The sequence below is a fragment of the Zhouia amylolytica AD3 genome, assembly GCF_000511935.2.
Lineage (GTDB): Bacteria > Bacteroidota > Bacteroidia > Flavobacteriales > Flavobacteriaceae > Zhouia > Zhouia amylolytica.
Window position 1 is genome coordinate 130,714 of record NZ_AYXY01000022.1, and the last position, 18,679, is coordinate 149,392.

The 18,679-nt window shown below is 37.7% G+C and carries 11 protein-coding genes and 1 tRNA gene; 2 read left to right on the forward strand and 10 right to left on the reverse strand.

Going from position 1 to position 18,679, the window contains the following annotated elements; all coding sequences use genetic code 11:
• Positions 1-9 precede the first annotated feature (9 nt).
• From P278_RS10360 to P278_RS10390, 7 genes are all read right to left on the reverse strand, one after another.
• The gene (locus tag P278_RS10360; protein ID WP_038266299.1) at positions 10-777 is read right to left on the reverse strand and encodes a DUF4843 domain-containing protein; all 768 of its coding nucleotides are present in this window, start codon (positions 775-777) and stop codon (positions 10-12) included.
• Positions 778-789: 12 nt separating this feature from the next.
• Entirely contained in the window at positions 790-2,214 is a 1,425-nt protein-coding gene (locus P278_RS10365) for a RagB/SusD family nutrient uptake outer membrane protein (RefSeq protein ID WP_038266302.1), read from the reverse strand.
• An 11-nt stretch (positions 2,215-2,225) separates the two neighbouring features.
• Complete coding sequence (locus tag P278_RS10370) at positions 2,226-5,609, reverse strand: SusC/RagA family TonB-linked outer membrane protein (protein ID WP_038266304.1); 3,384 nt, start codon at positions 5,607-5,609, stop codon at positions 2,226-2,228.
• Between the two features lie 95 nt (positions 5,610-5,704).
• A complete protein-coding gene (locus P278_RS10375) occupies positions 5,705-6,922 on the reverse strand; it encodes a FecR family protein (RefSeq protein ID WP_082436134.1) in 1,218 nt (405 codons plus the stop codon).
• 82 nt (positions 6,923-7,004) lie between these two features.
• Positions 7,005-7,568 (reverse strand): RNA polymerase sigma-70 factor, encoded by a 564-nt coding sequence (locus P278_RS10380; RefSeq protein WP_082436135.1) that lies wholly within the window; start codon positions 7,566-7,568, stop codon positions 7,005-7,007.
• Between the two features lie 246 nt (positions 7,569-7,814).
• Positions 7,815-8,261, reverse strand: coding sequence for a protein-disulfide reductase DsbD domain-containing protein (locus P278_RS10385; RefSeq protein ID WP_038266311.1), 447 nt, complete (start codon positions 8,259-8,261; stop codon positions 7,815-7,817).
• Between the two features lie 10 nt (positions 8,262-8,271).
• Positions 8,272-11,058: a M16 family metallopeptidase gene (locus tag P278_RS10390; RefSeq protein WP_051413522.1), complete on the reverse strand. Its 2,787-nt coding sequence runs from the start codon at positions 11,056-11,058 to the stop codon at positions 8,272-8,274.
• Between the two features lie 223 nt (positions 11,059-11,281).
• On the opposite strand from P278_RS10390, the gene P278_RS10400 reads away from it, so the two are divergent.
• Together P278_RS10400 and P278_RS10405 are read left to right on the forward strand one after the other, a co-directional pair.
• A complete protein-coding gene (locus P278_RS10400; protein ID WP_082436136.1) occupies positions 11,282-12,451 on the forward strand; it encodes a DKNYY domain-containing protein in 1,170 nt (389 codons plus the stop codon).
• Positions 12,452-12,657: 206 nt separating this feature from the next.
• Entirely contained in the window at positions 12,658-14,958 is a 2,301-nt protein-coding gene (locus P278_RS10405; RefSeq protein WP_038266566.1) for an FdhF/YdeP family oxidoreductase, read from the forward strand.
• A 1,052-nt stretch (positions 14,959-16,010) separates the two neighbouring features.
• Here P278_RS10405 and P278_RS10415 read toward each other — a convergent pair.
• The 3 genes from P278_RS10415 to ftsZ all read right to left on the reverse strand — a co-directional run bounded on the left by P278_RS10415 (position 16,011) and on the right by ftsZ (position 18,661).
• Positions 16,011-16,084 (reverse strand) — tRNA-Arg (locus tag P278_RS10415).
• A gap of 36 nt (positions 16,085-16,120) precedes the next feature.
• A complete protein-coding gene (locus P278_RS10420; protein ID WP_038266321.1) occupies positions 16,121-16,570 on the reverse strand; it encodes a GatB/YqeY domain-containing protein in 450 nt (149 codons plus the stop codon).
• Positions 16,571-16,711: 141 nt separating this feature from the next.
• On the reverse strand, positions 16,712-18,661 hold the full coding sequence (gene ftsZ, locus P278_RS10425; RefSeq protein ID WP_038266323.1) for a cell division protein FtsZ: 1,950 nt from the start codon (positions 18,659-18,661) through the stop codon (positions 16,712-16,714).
• Positions 18,662-18,679: the final 18 nt, after the last annotated feature.

Here is an 18,679-nt window from a genome sequence, read left to right on the forward strand (position 1 = left end):
TTTTTGTAATTAAGCATATTTACCCATTTGCATTTCGGTTCCATCTTCTTCATAAATTGTTTCACCCGCAGCCTTCTTCTCCTCTAAATATCGTTTCATAAACTTGGCATGATAGAATATATATTGCAGTGCATCCCTACTTTCGTAAAAATCGTAAGGGATCCCTAAAAGCTCTTGCATCAAATCAGCTTTTTTAAGGGTGTAAGTTCCCAGGTAAGTTTCAAACCAATACGAAGGAGTTTTAAATATATCATCGGCAGCCAGCTCAAAAACCGTAAAATCCCTTTTTTCCTGAGTTAATTCATCGGTCACCTTATTCTTCATATCGATATCAAAGTTTTCATTTGGAAGCAATTCCAAAACAACCCGAAGGGTATCTATCTTTAAATCTGGTGATCTGAATAAGGTTAATGGGATTGAATCTACAGCCTGATTCGCGTGAAATATAACTTGTTCCGGAAGCTCAAAATGCGTGCCTTCCACAGCAGTAGATGCTTCACTTACTTTTACATTTATAACTCTATCTTTATCAGACACATTTCCCTGAACGGAAACTGGCAGTTTATAAACCACACTTTGCACATCTATTGGGTCGAAGGCAAAAGAATAACCCGTGCTATCCATATAGGTAACAATCGAACCTGATTTGAGTCCATCAACAGCCCAGGTAAAATAAATACTATCTTTCCCTTTATAAGTATCTATGGCATCTTCACTACAAGAGATTGCACTCACAAATACAACTATAACTACTAAATAATTTAAAATCGTTTTCATTGCACTTAAGTTTTACTGGTAATTAATTTCTGAGTAAGGTAGTGGCACCACATATTGCTCCGGCCCCATACTAACAGTATTAGAAGTCTGATCGGAAGATCCATTTGGGATCGTTATTGCATTGGTACGTTTATAGTAATAAAATAGCTGTCCCTCTCCAATGAATTCTTTTCTGTATTCTTTCTTAATTTCTTCTGCTAATTCTACCCCTTCTGCTAACTCAGGTAGCCCTCTGTTCACTCTAACCGTATTAAGATAGTTAAGGGCTTGTTGCGAATCGGTTTCTGTTTCAGCAGCGATATAATACATTTCAGAAATACGTATCATAGGTTGCATGAATCGGAATGGCATTCTGCTATCTTCTACGTCCTCATACTTTACAAAAATCGGATACGTTTTTTCCTCTCTTAATTCATAGAAAGATCTGTATCGGTAATCGTTAATATTAGACTCATACATCTCATTGATTCTGGCAGTCCTGGTGAATAATATATCGGAATCTCTATTCGACTCCCCAAACAAATCTCTGGAAATAGAATACAGATTCGTATTCTGCAAGGCGAAAATCACCTCTGATGAAAAGTTTCTATCCGGGTCATCGTTGGTTAAAATCTCTTCCGGTTTTGCCCATTCAAATTCAGCCGCTCCATTTTCAATAACATACTTAGCAGCAGTATTTGCTTCTGCTGTATTTCCTGCATATAAATGCACACGGGCCTGAAGCGCTTTTACAGCAAAATAATTGAGTCTCAGGTTTCTGTTTCCTGCATAAAAATGCTCTTCAATTTCTGAAGCCCCCTCAGGATTAATAGCATCATTCATTAACAATTCTTCAGCCATGGCCAAATCCTGAATTACTTTTGTAATCACCTCGTTTGCTGCCAGGATTTCTCCATTGACTGCTTCAGCCTTCATATAATAAGGAATCGCCATTCCTTCCGGGTTTTCCATATAAACAGGTCCGAATAAACGAAGTAAATCAAAATGCAATAATGCTCTTAATCCATAAGCCTCTCCTTTTACGATGGCTTCTTTTCTGGGATCAAGTGTCTTATATTCTTCTAAATTCTCAATAAGGTCATTTAAATTTAAAATACCCTGGTACATGGCACTCCAGATGACATCAAATTTTCGCATCACTCTTTCCTGGTCGTACTGATAGGTAGCGTAAACATTCGCCCAGTCATGACCATCATCAGCATTGAAATTCTGAGCCAGGACTTCTAAATGAGACATGGTAAGGCTTTCACCATATAAGTTTCCATCTGTCAATTCGAGATAAACGCCATTCAAAACACTTTTTATATTGGTCTCATCACCATACACCTGTTCTTCAACTAGTTTATCTTCCGGTTCTACATCAAGATAATCGCTACATGAAACTACCGCGAGTCCCAAACACAATATCGATGCTATATTATATATGTATTTTTTCATGAACTAAATTTTTAAAACATTGCATTAATACTAAATGAAACGCTACGAGCAAATGGATAATCAATTCCTCTTTCTGCCTGAATCGAAGATATTCTGAAAATATCATTCATATAAGCATTCAGACGTAAGGTCCTAATCCCAATAGCGCTTAACCACTTCTTATTACTCGCTCTGTATCCTACATTAATAGATTCTCCGATAAGTACGTTTTCATCCTGAACAAATCGCGATGAAATTGGCGTATAACCAGTAAGACCAATTGCCTTGAACTGACTGATATCTCCCGGCTGTTGCCATCTGTCATACAATGCACGTCTATCCTGGTTCAGGGTGATATCGCGAACTGATATATTCTCTACCTTCTGATAAAGTGCATTATTAAAATTCTGACCTCCAAATCGGTATCTAACATTTAAGTTAAAACTAAAGTCTTTAATGTTAAAGTAACTGGAAATTACTCCTTCCACATCCGGACGAGAGGTTCCTACTACCACTGCATCATCATTGTCATATTCATAGGTTGTTTGTCCGTTTTTCTTTAGGAACACTTCACGACCAGAAGCCGGATCAATCCCTAATGAAGGTACCGCCCAAATATCATCAGGACTGTATCCATCTCTATACCTTCTCAGAGATTCTTCATTCAATGGTTTGTCTTCCAGAAAACTTTCTTCACCATCAGCTACCGCCTGGTCATTTAAACTTCTTAAGGTATTATCAAATCCGCCATATTCCATATTAACCATAGCGGCAGTAGCTCTTAACCTCCAGGTAATACGATTTTCCAAATCGTTAATTACCTTATATCCGGCAATTACCTCAAGACCATTAACATCTAAGCGACCTACATTTAAAGGATATGAAACTAAGCCTGTTGAAGAAGCCAGATCGACCGGAACCACCAATGGTTCAGATTTTTTAGTATAGATATTAAACTGGGCATCAAAACGATTTTTAAACATAGCTAAGTCGATCCCTAAGTTGGTGTCATAGGTACGTTGCCATTCTAAATCAGGATTAGCCAAGGTTGTTAACCCTAAGCCCGTTCCGAAACCATTGACTCTATTCAAATACGTATATATAGAGGTAGAAGCAATACTTCCCAAATTCTGATTTCCGGTATATCCGAGCGTTTGTCTTACTCTGAACAAGTTTAAAACATCACTCTTTACCTTCATTTCATTATGCAAATTCCAACCTGCTCCTACAGACCAGAAAGGACTATATTTCTCATTAGAACCGAAGGCAGTAGACCCATCTATACGGTATGTTGCATCTAGCAAAAATCTATTATCATATGCATAGTTTACCGATCCTAAAATGTTATTACGTCTGTATTTTGTGATATTATATCCCGGTTTTGAATCTGGCTTGTAACTAAAGGCAAATCCCGGATTTCCATTAGAACCTGCAGGGAAACCTACAGTGGTAGTATTGTAAGCTTCATTATTCTGCTCTTCAATATCAAATCGCACATTCCCGTTAATCATGTGTTTCTCACCCCACAGATCGTGATACACTACGCCGGCATTAGCTCGGTAACCAAAACTATTCACCTGGCTTCTTCGATATTCTCCTCTTTCAAAAAAGTTAACATCGTCAAATATCGGATCTTCCGGATCTACAAAAACTTCCTGATCAACCATAACCTTATTGATCTGTAGTTGTCCCTGAAAACGCAATACCGAGCTGATATCATAGTTGATCCCAAAGTTATTGGTAATATTAAAATTATTCGTTTCGTCTTTACTGTTGAGCGTAGAGTAATAAAGTGGATTCACCACATTAAATCCATAAAAATCCTTAACTCTTACACTTTCAAAATAACGCGTGATTTCACCAAACTCATCATACTTCCGGTAATAAGGATTGGCTTCCGCGAAATTTCTAAAAGAACCATAGTTAGATTCTCTTGCATCATACCCACCAAGATATAACCTGTTAGAAACGTTCCACTTCCCTTTTCTATAGGTGAGATCCACATTCGCATTCCAGGTATCTCTCCCTGAACCCTTCATTACACCTTCAGCAGCTCTGTAACTAACCCCTGTATTAAACCTGATTTCATCAGTTCCTCCACTTACATAAACAGAGTGTTTTTGGGATATAGCTGTTTGAGTTGGTTCACTTAACCAATAGGTGTTAACCCCTCTGCGTACCTCAGCTAATTTCTCTGCATACAGCGTATCCATTCGAATTTGGTTCTCCAATTCCGGTAATGATGAAGTCCATCTTCCTGACAGCCTTTCAAACTCCAATTTTTCCTCGGCATTCATCAGGTTATAATCAGAAAGATCCGGAAACTGTATATTATAATCCCCAATATAGTTCACCTGTAACTTTCCCTCTTTAGGTCGCTTCGTTTCAACAACCACTACTCCGTTTGCTGCTTTAGAACCGTATAAGGCTGTAGAAGCTGCATCTTTTAAGATCGTAATAGAAGCCACACGGTTCATGTCCAAATCCATAATTCTGCGAAGACTCGTTTCGAAACCATCCAGTACAAATAACGGGCTGTTAGGGTCTGCTCCATAAGAATCTCTTAAATCATCTGTAGATACACTGGTTTTACCCCGAACTTCAATGGTTGGTAATATATTAGGATTCGAACCCTGAAGGTTATTTTCTAAAACAATAAAAGAAGGGTCTAAAGTTTTAACGCTTTCAATAATGTTCAAATTACCGATCTCTCTGATTTCATCCCCTGTAATGGTATTTACAGTACCGGTAAACGTTTCCTTTTTACGCTCCACAATACCCGTAACAACAACAGCGTCTAACTCGGCTACATCAGGTTTCAGCTGAATCTTGAGATCCTTATCGTCTTTAATTACAATTTCCTGCTTTAAATACCCCACAAAACTCAAAGTCAAGGTATTTTCTTCGGCTACCCTGATTCGGAATTTACCATCAAAGTCAGTACTGGTACCAACCCTGGTACCCTTTACCATGATAGTTACTCCGGGCATCGGTTGGTTATTCTCATCCGTAACCACCCCATTTACGATAAATTGATCTTGAAAATCAGATACTTCTTTAGGAATAATTAAGTATAGGCCTTCTCCCTGTTTTTCTAATTTAAAGTTCTCACCAATTAAAGTAGAAACAACATTCGATAGGTCTTCATCCTTAAAACTCACATATACTTTTCGGTTGGCATCGAGCTCTTCCTCACTATAGAAAAAGTCTACATTTGTTTTCTTGCCAATCTCTTTTAATGCTTCGTGGAGCGTCACACTCCCTAAGTTAATAGTTACTTTTTGCGAAAAGGCAAAAGCGGTAAAATTCAAAAAAAGAATACAGAACATAAATAGCGATCGCTTCATAATCCAAACAATTTGTCGCTCATACCGCTGGAGAAACCCATGGGTTTCCCACGATAGATTTTTTTTCATACATTTACGTGTTTAGTTGATTAATTATTTAAGAGTACTAGTTAACTAACAAGACAAACCGGTTTGTGCGGCAACACTAGCCGGTTTTTTCATTGTTATTTTTTTGATATTATAATTTCATATTTTCCATTTTCTGTTTTTACTGCACTATACTCAACCCTTGCGGTCTTACTTATCATTTGCAAAAGATCCTGAACATCATTACTTTTTAAGGCCACGCCGGTAAAAGATATTTTTTCTAACTCAGGGTCGTCAAACTTTACATCAAAGCCATACCATCTCCCAACCTTTTTAAGAATCTCACCCAAAGACTGGTGCTCAAAATAGAACTTACCATTCTTCCAGGAGGTATAATATCGTACATCAACCCGCTGTACCTCAATCTCTTTTTCTTCATCAAAATGATAAACCGCTCGCTCACTTGGCTTAAGCAGTACAGGCTTGGTTTTTTCAGATTGCAAGCGAACACTTCCCTCTACTAATGTGGTGGCAAAAAAAACATCGTCCCGATAAGCACTCACATTAAATGAAGTACCCAACACCGTTACATCCTGATGATTCGTCTTCACTATAAACTCCTTTGCGTCCTTAACAACCTCAAAATAGGCTTCTCCTTGTAACTCCACTTCCCTTTTATCTTCAACAAAAGCCTCCGGATAAGTAATGGAAGAGTTTGAGTTGAGCCACACCATGGTCCCATCAGGAAGTTTTAGCGTATAAATACCTCCGGTCGGTACATGCAGGGTATTTTTTCTCACCTCTTTTTTACCGGATCCGACAGCTGAAGCCTCATAAGCCAAAACATTATTAAGGTTTTGAATTTTTGCGCTTCCACTCGATTGTATCTGTTGATTTTGAAAAGACTCCAATTCAATTGTTTGACCATCTCCTAATACTAAGGTGGCTTTTTCATAACCTGGTTTTATCTCAGACAACGTCTTCTCAGTAACAAGGATATCTTGTTGTAACTTATGATTGTACCACAGGGTCGAAATCGCTATCAGTCCAACAAAAACAGCAGCATACTTAGCAAGATTAATGATCTTTCTTCTGCGTTTGCGTTGTTCATTCTGACTGATCTTAGATGATAACCTGTCATAAACCTTATGGCGATCTATCCTCTTGTAGAACTCCTCCTTTTCACTAATAGCATCTGCGTTAGAAATTCTATCGAATAAATCTTTATTTTCTTTAGTTTTTAACCATTCGTTTAAATCCTGCTCTTCATCTGGGTTCAAAGTTCCGGTTATCGACTTAGAGATAAGTTCGGCAATGGTATAATTAGATCTGTATGTATTATTCATATTGGGCATTAACAAGTTCTTTTAAAACATGTTATTTTCACATCATTTAACTCTATGAGTAAAAAACATGTAAAGTGGGTGGAAAGAAATCTTAAAAAATTTGATTTTTTAACAAAAAAGCCAAATATCCTAAGAGAACTGGGTGGTCTTTTAATTGTATTTTTAATAATTCAATAGCTCTGGCGCGTTGGGATTTTACAGTATTGACAGAAATATCCATGTCTTCTGCGATATCCTTATATTTCAACCCTTCCAAACAAGATAACTCAAATACTTTTCTACATCTTTCCGGCAGCTTTTCAAGTGCTGATATTAATATCGCATGCACTTCTTCTTCTATAATATAAGCATCTTCCTGACTCAAAGCATCATCTTTATAAGCATCCAAAGACACGACTTTTTGGGTTTGCTTTAAATAAGCATAAGACTTGTGCTTCACCATGGTATATAAATAAGATTTTAAATCGTCAATCTTATTCATATCTCCTTTGCGTTCCCATAAATAAAGCATACACTCTTCTACTATTTCTTCAGCAGCATAAGTGTCTTTTACATACTTCTCACAAAATGAAAGCAACCTCGGATAGAAGCTGTAAAATATTTCTTTATAAGAACCGGCAGTAATCTTAATATGTTCCGTCTTGGGCTTAATGATTGTTTAACGCTTTGATTACTAATTTTTTAAAACGGCGTTAAATATAAATTATCTTTTTGTAAAACCGAGGCTGAAATGTTAAAATTCAACAATTATTTATATAAAATCCACCCCATCACCCACCAACACCACCTAAACAAATACAAACGACTGTATTATTCTCATAACAACACTTTAATTTAAATAAATTGCACTCATAAAAAAAAGCCCGGAATACATCCGGGCCTCATTAACTAATCAAAAAAACTATAAACTAAACTCTAATTCTTCAGTAGTTGGTGGTAAACAATTAGCATCATCACATACCATAAACGCCACCCCTCCGGTGATTTTAATTTTAAGGTTTGGGGGAAACTTAATTTTTTGTTTGAAAACAGCTTTGTTATCAAAGTATTTAATTTTCATTTCGAAGATCTTATCATCTACAACATGACCCTCTCCTTCTTCGGTCTCACCAATTAACTTAAATTTCTTTGATGAAGTATCAAACTCAAAGCTTGTTGCAACCGGTCCACCATCAGGTACATCCTGTGAATATAAATGCCACCCTTTTTCAATAGTTGCTGTAGCAACTAAATAGGCTTCAGTATTACTTATTTTTTCGATCGATGCAGACCATTTTACCGGTTCATGTATTTGAGCCTGAGCCCCCAGCCCAATAAATACAAGCAATAGAAATATATACTTTTTCATTTTTTAAGATTTAATTTTTAGGCACCAATACCCCTTCCACAATATCAGATTTTTTAACAATGGTTCCAGCCGCTTTCTTAATATCCTTTTCGGTTATAGCATTGACCAAAGCAATATATTCATCAAGTGAATATACTTTTCTTCCATAAAAGACATTAGAAGTGATCACATTCATCCAGTATCCATTATTATTAACCGCCTCTGTTCTTGATTTGATCAAAGACTTTTTAACCTCATTCAGGTCGTCCAAATTCACTGCAGTAGTCATTTTTTCTAATTCATCGTAAACGACTGCTATTAACTGATCAGTCTTATCAGGGTTACAATCAAAACCTACACTTACGGTATACCTTTCATCCGGAATATCTGTTAAACTTCCCGAGGCTCCAACTCCATAACTGCCTCCCTCTTCTTCTCTAATGACTTCATGACAGCTTTTCTTTAATAATTCACCTACCATATTCACGACCAATCCATTTTTAAGATTATAAGAAAGTTCTCCGTTAAAAATAACCCTTACTGTGGTTTGTGGAGTCTCCATATCTTCCTTCACTCTAACAGTGGTTTTTCCTTTTGCAGGATTATATTCATGATCTACATAAGATTCTTTTGCTCCCGAAGCTTTAATATTACCGATATATTTTTGTGCTAGTTTTAAAACATGAGCTTCATCTATATCTCCAACAAAAACAAAGGTAAAATCGTCGACACCATTAAATCGGTCCTTATATATCTCCTGTATTTTATTGAAGTTAATTTCAGTTAAAAGTTCTTCATCGAAAATCAATGTTCTCTCATTGTGGTTTGATAATGCCAAAGAAATTGAATCCTGCAAAGTACTCTTCTTATTCTTTTTCTTTTGCTCAATCCCTTTTTTAAATCTTTCTATCGCCAGGTCAAAAGCTTCTTGCTCAAACCGAGGTGCTTCAAAACTTAAATACAACTTCTTAAATAACACTTCAATATCTGATTTGGTACTACGTCCGGATACTGATTCTGACAACTCACCCAAGCCCATGCCCAGAGATGTATTGGTACCGGCCAATTTCTTACCTAAATCTATTTTATTGAAGTTTCCTAATCCGGATTGAGAAGCCACGTAGGTTACTGCGTTAGAAGAAGGAAGCATTTCCTTATCTAACAACGACGTTCCTCCAGGACTATACCCTTTAATGTAAATGACATCTTTATCATAAGTGGTAGGATAAATTACCACCTTCGCCCCATTTGAAAGGGTGTACATATTAGCATCAATTCCTGAAAGCTTTTCAGTTTTTACAACCGCTTGTTCTTTTAAATCTTCTGCTATTAAAGGTTCATCTGAAGTTGTATCCTTAAAAGGACTTAAATCAGACTTATGCACCTTTTCATAAACTTCAAGAAAGGCTTCTCTGGTCGGGTATTCTTTATCTTCCGGACCGGTAACCGCTATAACAAGATCTTCCTTTTTATATTGAGAAGCCACATGATTAATAAGATCTTCATTAGAAATAGTCGCTAACCGTTCCACCAAATAATTAACACTCCAATCAATATCCGGCATTGGATCTTTGCTGAAGAAATAGCTGTAAATACTATTAGCATAAGAATCACTACTAATTTTATCCTTATTTTTTAATCTCGATAACTGGCTGTTCTTTATAGATTTTTTAGCTCTTTCCAATTCGCTCTCCGTTGCTCCAAACTTTACAAACCTTAACAATTCTGTGAGTGCGAATTCAAAGCTTTCGAGCTCCTTTCCGGTTTTTGGCTGTATACTCAAGCCTAGAATATCCAAAGGTCTTACGAAATTCGAATATGAATAACCTGCACTTAATGCAGGACATTCAGGTTTAACCGTCATTTCTCTATACCTGTTATTCAATATATATGATACAAGACTTTTTTTAATTCCGTTATCGACATATTCAAACTCCTTCAGGTCTTTAGCTTTATTTCGAACGTAAAACTGAATCCCAACAGTGCCTATTTCCTTATCTGTAGAGGTCATAAATTTTGTTCCACCATCAAATTCAATATCAAATTCAGGTCGTACCGGCAAGTTCTTTTTAAGTGGAATGGTAGAAAATAATGTCTTTATCCTGGCTTCCATTTCATCCACATCGATATCTCCTACAACAATAACCGCTTGCTGATCTGGTCGATACCATCGCTTGTAATAATCTCTCAATTCATCATACTCAAAATTATTTACAACCGACATTAATCCTATCGGCATTCTCTTGCTATATACCGACCCAGCCAGAACGGCCTCGGTCCAGATGCGCTCAGAAACTCTAAAACCTGGTGTGTTTCTGGTTCTCCACTCTTCATTAATAACACCTCTTTCAGCATCTATTTCTTCATCAGTCAACGACAAATTTCCAGACCAATCATGCAAAACCAATAATGTAGAATCGATGAGCCTGGGGTTGGTTACTGGTACCTTGCTTATATTATAAACGGTTTTATCAAATGAAGTAAATGCATTAATTTCAGATCCGAATTTTATACCATTCTTCTCTAAATATTCAAGCATGGTTTTTTCCGGATAATGTTCCGTTCCATTAAAAGCCATATGCTCTAAAAAATGCGCTAATCCACGTTGCGTCTCTTTCTCCAATACCGATCCTACATTCTGTGCAAAATAAAAAGAGGCCCGCTCTTTTGGCTCTTCATTATGCTTAATATAATAATGCATTCCGTTAGACAACACTCCTTTACGTATCGAAGTATCAAACGGAACAACATCCTGGGATTGAACAGGAATACTAAACACAATGAATAGCATGAATAATCCTAAGGTAAATGTTCTCATAAGTTTTAATGTTTTTAATACCTATAGAACAATATAAATGCTAAAAAGGGTGTAACCAAAATATCATTTTGACATTTATTTAACGTTTTTATTAATTCAACAGCCTAATCCCCAAACTATAATAACAAGACATACCTCGGCATTAAATAATTTTAATCAAACACCTTCTTAAGATTTAATCTAGCACATACGTAAGATTAAGATTACTTATTATATTTGCGATATGACTTTCATAACAAACCACCCGTATTTATCATTAACTGCATTCATTCTTATTTTGAATTTTGCAATTAAAAAGTTTACACGCTCCCAACATACACCTCTTGCACAGTTATGGCTATTTTGCATTTCAATTCTGGCGCAAGCTTGCAGTCCTTTCTCCGGCCCCGTTGACAAATCTGTTTCCGACTCTTATTACTATTCAAAGACGAAAAAGGATATCTGTTATAGTCCGATGGGAAATTGGTTCGAATTGGGCAACACTAAACTGAATGCCGATGTTAACAGCTTCAGCGTTATTGGCCGGGATTTTGGCAAGGACAAAAATCATTTATATTTTAAGTACCACATCATTGATAACGAAGTGGATACAGCCTCCTTCCGGGTAAGCGATGACGATTACTTGTGCTTTGACAAAAACAATGTTTATGTTGCCTTCAGTTATTCATCCTTTGCTTTCAGAGATGCGAATCAAGAAAATAAACATCTGTGGAAAATAACCGATGCCGATCCAAAAACATTCACTCGGATAGATCACAATTGGGCAAAAGATAATGCACATTATTTCTACAATCACAAGCCGGTAGCAGTAGATTATCCTACTTTCACCATCCTTAACAGCAATTTTGCTAAGGACAAAGACAGTGTATATGCACTAAAAAGCTATCAACTCTTATCGATTACCTCGGCAGATCCTGCTTCAACCATTGTCATCAATGACAGATATATAGCTGATAAAAATGCTGTTTATGACTTTCAGGAATATCAAAATCAGAAAATCACCGATTCCCTTAGCACTATCCCATATCAAAGCCTTAAGGACTTGAGAATTTTAATGGATCAATATCTGATATTTGACTCAAAAGTGGTGTACGATGGTGTTCTTATTGACAAGGCGGATGCAGGCACATTTGAAATTATCGAACATCCATATACCAAAGACAAAAACCACGTTTTTTACTATGGAACTCTTATGGAGTCAGCTGACACTAACACCTTTGAAGTTTTTGAAAACAAAATATACGCAAAGGATAAAGACCAAATTTTCGCTTACGGAAAGCCACTGAAGGAAGCTGACGTAACAACTTTTGGCCCCTCAGAAAACAAACATTCTTTATTGTACAGAGATAAAAACCACACCTATCGGGGAGATGAAATCCTTCTGGAAAAATAAACCTTGAGGCATCGTTATGGGGTATATTCACTAAACTACCCCTACATCATAATCAAAGCGTACCGGGATAAGAGATCGCAATTTTTATATTGTTATCTAAAAAAGTGGTAATTTAAGGTGTTAAGTAAAACAATTCACCTACTAAATCATGCACTTATTTCGGCATGTTTAAAAATTTAAAAGCAACAAAGAAACTTATCAAGGTCATGAAAAATGGGGTTAAAAGAAATATTTCTTATACAGGAAAAATCAAATTTTCAGGCATACAAATCAAAGAACCTCTTAGTTCTTCCGCTGGATTTTTAGGAGTTAAAGAAGCATTAAATCACACTTTTAAGGAGATGGGTATTATTCGTGCCACTACGGCCCTAATGAAAATGAACCAGGAAGATGGTTTTCGCTGTCCGAGTTGTGCCTGGCCAGTACCATTAAAACCTTCGAAAGTAGCTGAATATTGCGAAAATGGCGCAAAAGCATTAGCGGATGAAGCGACCACACAACACATAAATGCCGATTTTTTCGCATCCCACTCGGTTGAAGAATTATCTCAACTAACAGATTTTGAACTCAATAAATTAGGCCGTATTACAGAACCTTTACTACTTCGCCCTGATTCTTTGCATTACGAAAGCATAAGCTGGGAAAATGCCTATAAAATCATAGCAAAAGAACTGCATGAATTAAACAATCCGGATGAAGCCATTTTTTATACCTCCGGTCGCTCGAGCAACGAAGCAGCTTTTCTTTATGGAATGTTCGCTCGCGCTTTTGGCACTAATAATATGCCTGACTGCTCTAATATGTGCCACGAAGCTTCAGGAGTCGCACTTTCCAATACCCTGGGTATCGGTAAAGGATCGACAACCCTCGAAGATCTGCACGAGGCAGAAGTCGTTTTAACAGTCGGACAAAACCCGGGCACCAACCATCCGAGAATGTTAGCCGCTCTTGAAAAATGTAAAAATAACGGGGGATCAGTTATAAGTATTAATCCGTTAGAAGAATTAGGCTTGGTAAACTTTAAAAACCCTCAAAACATTAGTGACATGTTGGGAAGCGGAACTCCCATTGCGGATATCCACCTCCCGGTTAAAGTCAATGAAGATATCGCCCTGGTAAAACTGATTCTAAAAAAACTAGTGGCCATTGAAACACTGAAAGGTAATGTATTTGATCTGGAATTTATCGAGCAATACACAAACGGTTATCAGGAACTTATGGAGGACCTGAACAAATACGACTCCTCAAAACTACTTGCTCGTACAGGAGTTTCAGAAAACGATATAGATAAAACCGTAGCCCTCCTGGCTTCAAAATCAAAAATTATAGTTTGCTGGGCGATGGGTCTTACCCAGCACAAAAATGGAGTGGAAACCATACAGGAGTTCGTCAACCTCCTTCTCCTCAAAGGTGCTATCGGAAAACCTTCAGCAGGTACTTTTCCGGTTCGGGGACATAGTAATGTTCAGGGAGACCGCAGTGTCGGCATCATGCACTTTGTTAATAGAGAATTTAATCAGCGGATTCAAAAGCATCTGGGGTTCGCTCCACCAACAACAAAAGGCTATGATGTAGCCGCTGCCATCAGCGCCATGCATCGTAAAGAAGCAAAGGTTTTTATGTGTTTGGGAGGTAACTTCGCCATGGCTGCCGCCGACACGGAATATACCGCACAGGCCATTCAAAATTGCCAGCTGACGGTACAAATAAGCACTAAATTAAACCGAAGTCATTTGATTACCGGACAGACAGCATTAATCTTACCTACCTATGGAAGGTCTGAAAAAGACTATCAGAATGGTCAACTCCAATTCCTTACTATGGAAAGCAGCACCGGAAAGGTCCGACAAAGCAGAGGCCTACTGAAGCCTGCTTCGGGGGCTATAAAAAGTGAACCGGAAATTATCGCTTCCATAGCGCACACCTATTTTAATGGGAATCATGCCGTGAATTGGAAGGCCATGGGACAGGACTATAACCTCATACGTGATGCTATTGATAAAACTGTAAAGGGCTTTGAAAACACAAGTGAACGTTCTAAAGGCTTTGGATACTACCTGCCCAATAATGCACGTATTCGCGATTTCAGTATGTTACCACAGGGAAAGGCCAAACTCACGATAAACACATTGTCGGAACATCGATTAGAAAAAGACGAATTATTACTGATGACCTTCCGGGCTCACGATCAATTCAACACCACTATTTACGGTTTAAACGATCGTTATCGAGGCATTTACAATGAACGCCGTGTGGTTTTCATGAATCAGGAAGACATGCTTGAAAAAAACCTTAAGGCTCAAGACATTATAAATATTTACAGTACCTACCATGGTAAAACAAGGACTGCTAAACAGTTTTTGGTGGTTCCTTATAAAATACCTAAAGGAAATATTGGCGCCTATTATCCCGAAACCAATGTTTTAATACCACATGACGAATTTGATCCGAGGAGTAGACAGCATATTAGCAAATCTATAAAAGTGAGAGTGGAGCGAAGTGAGTGATTTTAGAAAATTTAAACTTGATTAGTAGTGATTTACCTTATAAATCTAAATGTTATAAATACTCTGATTGCACTTCTGATTTCTCCCAAGAACTTCGAGAACAAAGGTCTTTTTTAGCCGTTTTTGCAACTTTTTGCCGCGTCGTACAAATGGGTACAAAATGATATAAAAGAGTTATTCTATTGCGACTCGACACCTAAAAACTTCCTATTTACCCCTCAGATAGCCCATAGTTTAAGTATGGTTGAGGCATGGTTAAAGTATGGATAAAGTATGAGCAGGTCTAAATCAATATATTTTAGTACGTTTTGTTTCAGGAGGTTTGATCAAACAAGGTAATTATAATTGATATCGATTATTCACACGGCAACAATTCGGATTACTCCGTGATCCTCATAACGCTCCCCTTTGCAAATAACAGGTCGGCAAAGCTCGCGCTTTACCTTTTTCATTTCCTGCTAAATCCCTAAACTTCAAATGGATTACTCCGTGATCCTCATAACGCTCCCCTTTGCAAATAACAGGTCGGCAAAGCTGGCGCTTTACTTTTTTCATTTCCTGCTAAATCTCCGAACTTCAAATGCATTACTCCGTGATCCTCATAACGCTCCCCTTCGCAAATAACAGGTCGGCAAAGCTGGCGCTTTACTTTTTTCATTTCCTGCTAAATCTCCGAACTTCAAATGCATTACTCCGTGATCCTCTTTATCCTCCCCTTCGCAAATAACAGGTCGGCAAAGCTGGCGCTTTACCTTTTTCATTTCCTGCTAAATCTCCAAACTTCAAATGCATTACTCCGTGATCCTCATAACGCTCCCCTTTGCAAATAACAGGTCGGCAAAGCTGGCGCTTTACTTTTTTCATTTCCTGCTAAATCTCCAAACTTCAAATGGATTACTCCGTGATCCTCATAACGCTCCCCTTTGCAAATAACAGGTCGGCAAAGCTGGCGCTTTACCTTTTTCATTTCCTGCTTAATCCCCAAACTTCGTTTGGATTTATCCGGAAATAAAAAATCCGGTAACTTGCGTTACCGGACCTGTTGCTTGTAGTGACCCCGGGAGGATTCGAACCCCCAACCCTCAGAGCCGAAATCTGATATTCTATCCAGTTGAACTACGGGGCCAAGAATTCCTGTGTTTACAGGATTCTAATTCTTTTATTAGGCTAATTTTTGTTTAACTATCGTTGAAATTGCCTTTCCATCAGCTTTACCAGCCATTTCTTTTGACGCCATTCCCATTACTTTCCCCATGTCTTTCATGCCTTCAGCTCCGGTTTTAGCAATAATATCGTCAACAATCTTAGCAATTTCGTCGGTTGATAATTGCTCTGGTAAAAACTTCTCTATCACAGCCGCTTGCGCTAATTCCGGTTCAGCAAGATCTTCTCTGCCCTGCTCAATAAAAATAGCAGCACTGTCCTTACGTTGTTTTACTAATTTCTGCAAAAGCTTTATCTCCTCATCTTCCGATAATTCATCCCCTGCTCCTGCTTCTGTCTTCGCTAATAATAAAGCAGATTTAACAGCTCTTAAAGCTTCTAAAGCCACCTGATCTTTCGCTTTCATGGCAGCCTTCATTTCAGTCATTATGTTACTTTGTAAACTCATAACAGTATCCCATTTAAAAAAGGTATGCGAATATAAAAAAATAACCCGAAACCATTGACTATGGTTCCGGGTAATTTAACAAAACGTAGGCTAAGTATGAATATGCTATTAATCAATATAGACTACGGGTTGTGTTATTCTTTAATCTACATTATCATGTAAAAATGAATTATTAGACCTTAATTGTGTCTCATCATTACTATCTACACCGATTGACATACGGGAAGGATCTTCGTGTTGCTTATCTTCTAACTCAACACCCATACGCTTATACGCAGGTTCTTTCTCGATCTCTTCAATCTTAGAATTATTATGGTGAAACTTATAATTAAAATCTTTTAGTTTCTTCTTGCGCTCCTCAACACGTTTTTTCAAAGTTTCCTCAATCGGACTGTTAAAAGGATCGACATTGGTGGCAGGTTTATCTTCCACCGGTTGCTCTTTTACCTCCTTGTTAACAACAACCTTTTTCTCAATAATCAGTTCTTCTTCTTTTACTACTGCTTTTTCATTTTGAGGTTTTGCCTTGTTTAACTTGTCCTCCATCTGCATGTAATCATCCAGACTATAACGCTTTTCACCATTTTCTGAATGTTCGGTTACAGGAACTACCTCTACGTAATCCTTCACCTCATAATCTCTGACATCATCCGAAATCTCGTCATCCAAATTAAAGGTAACCACATTCTCCTGCGTTGAACTTACCTCTTCTTCCTCTACCGGCATATCAAACAACAACGTAGTTTGCTGTTTTTCATCTTCAACTTTTAAAACTTCAGGGTCTATAACCTCAATATCTCTTATTTTAGCTGTAGTATCGATAATTACAAAGTCCTCCTCTTCTGCCTTTACCTCTTCGTATGAAACATCAATATTTTTAATGAGTTCTGACGTCGGGATTAACTCCATTTCGGCTTCCTCATCGACTAAAGTGTGACGAACCACCTTCTTTTCTTTTGGGACTTCGCTCTTAAGCTCTTCGTTTAAAGGAAGCTTCGCTACAGATGCCATTGTTGACTTTGCAGAAAGGTTTTGCTCAGCCTTTTGCTCATCTTCCAAGGTGTGAATAATTTTCTTGGCTTCTACATTTACAATCTCATGTTGTTGTTCTGCATTAAAACCAGTGGCAATAACAGTAACAGAGATTGAATCACCCAATGCATCATCTTCACCGACACCCATAATAATATTTGCACTGTTTCCAGCTTCAGCCTGAATATGATCATTGATCTCTCCTATTTCATCAAGAGTAATCTCTTCAGAACCAGAAACAATAAGCAACAATACATTCTTTGCACCTGTAATCTTATTATCATTTAATAACGGAGAGTCCAGCGCATTCATGATGGCATCCTGAGCACGGTTACCTCCGACTGCGGTAGCTGATCCCATGATCGCAGATCCACTATTAGCCAACACGGTTTTAGCATCACGTAGGTCAATATTTTGTGTATAGTGATGAGTAATTACCTCGGCTATACCTCGGGCAGCAGTTGCCAAGACTTCATCTGCCTTTGAGAAACCAGCTTTGAAACCAAGGTTTCCATAGACCTCTCTTAGTTTGTTATTATTGATCACAATAAGTGAATCAACACTCGCACGTAAATTCTCTACACCTCTATGAGCCTGTTCATTACGCATCTTTCCTTCAAACTGAAAAGGAATAGTCACAATTCCTACGGTAAGCACATCCATATCCTTTGCCATTTTAGCAATGATTGGAGCTGCTCCAGTACCCGTTCCACCACCCATTCCGGCGGTAATAAAAACCATTTTGGTATTCTTATCCAACATGGTCTTAATATCTTCAAGGCTTTCAATAGCCGCTTGTTCTCCAATTTCAGGATTCGCACCAGCTCCCAAGCCTTCAGTTAAAGAGACTCCTAATTGAATTCTATTAGGGACTGAACTGTTTTCCAGGGCCTGTGAATCGGTATTACACACTACGAAATCAACCCCATTAATCCCTTGCTGGAACATGTAATTAATTGCGTTGCTTCCACCACCACCAACACCGATCACTTTTATAACGTTGCTCTGATTTTTTGGCAAATCGAATGAAATGTTTCCAAAATCTTTATTGTTGCTCATAATACTCTTTTACTGGTT

What these genes read in the sequence shown, in the direction of transcription:
- P278_RS10400 (WP_082436136.1), top strand. Translation starts at nt 11,282, where the DNA reads ATGACTTTCATAACAAACCACCCGTATTTATCATTAACTGCATTCATT.
- P278_RS10385 (WP_038266311.1), bottom strand. Translation starts at nt 8,261, where the DNA reads ATGAAAAAGTATATATTTCTATTGCTTGTATTTATTGGGCTGGGGGCT.
- P278_RS10365 (WP_038266302.1), bottom strand. Translation starts at nt 2,214, where the DNA reads ATGAAAAAATACATATATAATATAGCATCGATATTGTGTTTGGGACTC.
- P278_RS10390 (WP_051413522.1), bottom strand. Translation starts at nt 11,058, where the DNA reads ATGAGAACATTTACCTTAGGATTATTCATGCTATTCATTGTGTTTAGT.
- P278_RS10360 (WP_038266299.1), bottom strand. Translation starts at nt 777, where the DNA reads ATGAAAACGATTTTAAATTATTTAGTAGTTATAGTTGTATTTGTGAGT.
- ftsZ (WP_038266323.1), bottom strand. Translation starts at nt 18,661, where the DNA reads ATGAGCAACAATAAAGATTTTGGAAACATTTCATTCGATTTGCCAAAA.
- P278_RS10420 (WP_038266321.1), bottom strand. Translation starts at nt 16,570, where the DNA reads ATGAGTTTACAAAGTAACATAATGACTGAAATGAAGGCTGCCATGAAA.
- P278_RS10405 (WP_038266566.1), top strand. Translation starts at nt 12,658, where the DNA reads ATGAAAAATGGGGTTAAAAGAAATATTTCTTATACAGGAAAAATCAAA.
- P278_RS10370 (WP_038266304.1), bottom strand. Translation starts at nt 5,609, where the DNA reads ATGAAAAAAAATCTATCGTGGGAAACCCATGGGTTTCTCCAGCGGTAT.
- P278_RS10375 (WP_082436134.1), bottom strand. Translation starts at nt 6,922, where the DNA reads ATGCCCAATATGAATAATACATACAGATCTAATTATACCATTGCCGAA.